Below are 2,881 nucleotides of genomic sequence, written 5' to 3' on the forward strand. Positions count from 1 at the left end.
TGCTGGCCGGCGCCTCGGCCAACACGGAATTCTTCGACCGCTACTTCACGCTGCTGTTCAAGATCAACCTGGTGATCGGCGTGCTGCTGGTGCTGATCATCGGAGCGCTGGCGCTGACCCTGTGGCTGCGCTACCGGCGCGGCAAGTTCGGCACGCGCCTGATGACCAAGCTCGCCGTGTTCTTCGGCGTGGTCGGCGTGCTGCCCGGCGTGCTGATCTACCTGGTGTCGCTGCAGTTCGTCTCGCGCAGCATCGAGTCGTGGTTCGACGTGCGCGTGGAGACCGCGCTCGAAGCCGGCCTCAACCTCGGCCGCTCCACCATCGACAGCGCGCTGTCCGACCTGCAGGGCAAGGCGCGCCTGATGGCCGACCAGCTCACCAGTTCATCGAGCGTGGCCACCTCGCTGCAGCTCAACCGCCTGCGCGAGCAGTACGGCGTGCAGGAAGCCGCCATCTTCACCGGCAGCGGGCGCGTGATCGCCACCGCCTCGAGCAACTACGCATCGCTGGTGCCGGACCTGCCCTCGGGCGTGCTGGCCGAGCAGGCGCGGCTGGCGGGCGGCTACGCGGCGGTGGAAGGCGGCACCGACCCGGCCGTCGACGGCCGCCAGCCCGAGCGCACCGACGTCAGCCACCTGTACCGCCTGCGCGTGATCGTGCCGCTCGGCCCCGCGCCGGCCGCGCAGGACAGCGCGCAGCATCCCCCCGGCGCCGAGGCCGCCGGCGCCGCCAGCCGGCCCGCGGCGAAGGCGCCGCCGGCCGCGGCGAGCCGCTGGGCGGGCTCGGGCCTGTCCATTGAGCGCCGCCCCGAGGACGCCGCCTCGTCCGGCTTCGGACTGGTCGGGGAAAGCGTGCGCGAGGAGCGCTACCTGCAGGTCGTGCACCCGGTGCCGGCGGCGCTCGCGCGCAATGCCGACGAAGTCCAGCGCGCGTACCAGGAGTACCAGGAAAAGGCGCTCGGCCGCACCGGCCTGCGCAAGATGTACATCGGCACGCTCACGCTCACGCTGTTCCTCGCCGTGTTCATCGCCGTGATGCTGGCGCTGCTGCTCGGCGGCCAGCTCGCGCGACCGCTGCTGATGCTGCTGCAGGGAACCAAGGAAGTCGCCGAGGGCGACCTCTCGCCCAAGCGCGAGCTCAAGAGCCGCGACGAGCTCGGCATGCTCACGCAGCAGTTCAACATGATGACGCGCCAGCTGTCCGAGGCGCGCATCGCGGTGGAGCAGAACCGCAGCGCGCTGGAGAAATCCACCGCCTACCTGGAAAGCGTGCTGCAGAATCTCACCGCCGGCGTGTTCGTGTTCGACCGCCGCTTCGTGCTCATCACCGCCAACCCCGGCGCCGAGCGCATCTTCCGCCAGCCGTTCGGCGGCGCGCTGGGCCAGCCCATCGAGGCCATCCCGGTGCTGGGCGCCTTCGGTGACATCGTGCGGCAGGCCTTTTCCGAGCAGAGCACCAGCGAGATGCTGGGCGGCTCGCAGCACTGGCAGAAGCAGATCGAGCTGCCGCAGAGCGACGAGGAGCAGGCCCTCACGCTGCTGGTGCGCGGCGCGCGCCTGCCCGGCGGCGGCAGCGGCGAGCGCAGCGAGCGCGACGAGCCCGGCTACGTGGTGGTGTTCGACGACATCTCCGATGTGATTTCGGCTCAACGCTCGGTGGCGTGGGGCGAAGTGGCGCGGCGCCTCGCGCACGAGATCAAGAACCCGCTCACGCCGATCCAGCTCTCGGCCGAGCGCCTGCAGATGAAGCTCTCGCCCAAATTGGAGGGTCCGGATGCGGATGTGCTAAAGCGCGGGGCCACTACGATCGTTAACCAGGTAGCGGCGATGAAGCGCATGGTCGACGACTTCCGCGACTACGCGCGCACGCCGCCGGCGATGTTGCAGTCACTGCAGCTCAACGCGCTGGTGGCCGAGGTGCTGCATCTGTACGGCATCGACGACGCCGGCGTGCACGAGCATGCCGTGATTCATCCGTCGCTGGCGGCGGGCCTGCCCGAGATCAAGGGCGACCCGACGCAGTTGCGCCAGGTGATCCACAACCTGCTGCAGAATGCGCAGGATGCGGTCGCGGACAACGTCGCGGCGGCCCGTCCGGCGCCCCGTATCGCTCTGCACACCGAGACTGTAGAATACAAAGATTCTGCCGGCGAAGACCGGCAGGCCGTCAAGCTCACCATTGCGGATAACGGTCCCGGTTTCGCCCCGCGCATCCTCAGCCGCGCGTTCGAACCCTACGTGACCACCAAGGCCAAGGGGACCGGCCTGGGGCTCGCGATGGTGAAGAAGATCATTGACGAACACGGCGCCCGCATCGAACTGCGCAATCGCATGGAGGGCACCGAGCTCATCGGGGCGCAGATCTCCATCCTGTTCGTTAAACTGGCATAGTCACAATGTAGCGGCCCCGAACCCGGTGAGCCGCGGTGGGGTCAAGAGGGGAAGTATGGCAACCATCCTCGTAGTCGACGACGAAATGGGTATCCGGGAGCTGCTCTCGGAAATCCTCAGCGACGAAGGCCATGTGGTCGAAGTGGCAGAAAACGCGCAGAAGGCGCGCGAGTACCGTGCCGGCAATACGCCCGACCTGGTGCTGCTTGACATCTGGATGCCCGATACCGACGGCGTCACGCTGCTCAAGGAATGGTCGGCGCAAGGTCTGCTCTGCATGCCCGTCATCATGATGTCGGGGCACGCCACCATCGATACCGCGGTGGAAGCGACCAAGATCGGCGCGCTCAATTTCCTCGAGAAACCGATCGCCCTGCAAAAACTGCTGTCGGCAGTCGAGCAGGGCCTGGCGCGCGGCATCGAGCGCCCGCGCGCGGGCGCCGCCGCGACCGGCGCCGCGCTGCCGGCCGCGGGCAACGGCGAGGCCGCCG

At 68.6% G+C, this 2,881-nt stretch carries 2 protein-coding genes; both read left to right on the plus strand.

All coding sequences use genetic code 11. From position 1 onward, the window contains the following. Positions 1-2,390, plus strand: a 2,390-nt coding sequence (locus tag K206_RS0133110; RefSeq protein ID WP_020206593.1) for a PAS domain-containing sensor histidine kinase, incomplete at its 5' end; no start/stop codon positions are given. A 55-nt stretch (positions 2,391-2,445) separates the two neighbouring features. After that, a partial coding sequence (locus K206_RS0133115) for a response regulator (protein WP_020206594.1) occupies positions 2,446-2,881 on the plus strand: 436 nt, incomplete at its 3' end.

This window comes from Cupriavidus sp. WS (genome assembly GCF_000395345.1).
Lineage (GTDB): Bacteria > Pseudomonadota > Gammaproteobacteria > Burkholderiales > Burkholderiaceae > Cupriavidus > Cupriavidus basilensis_B.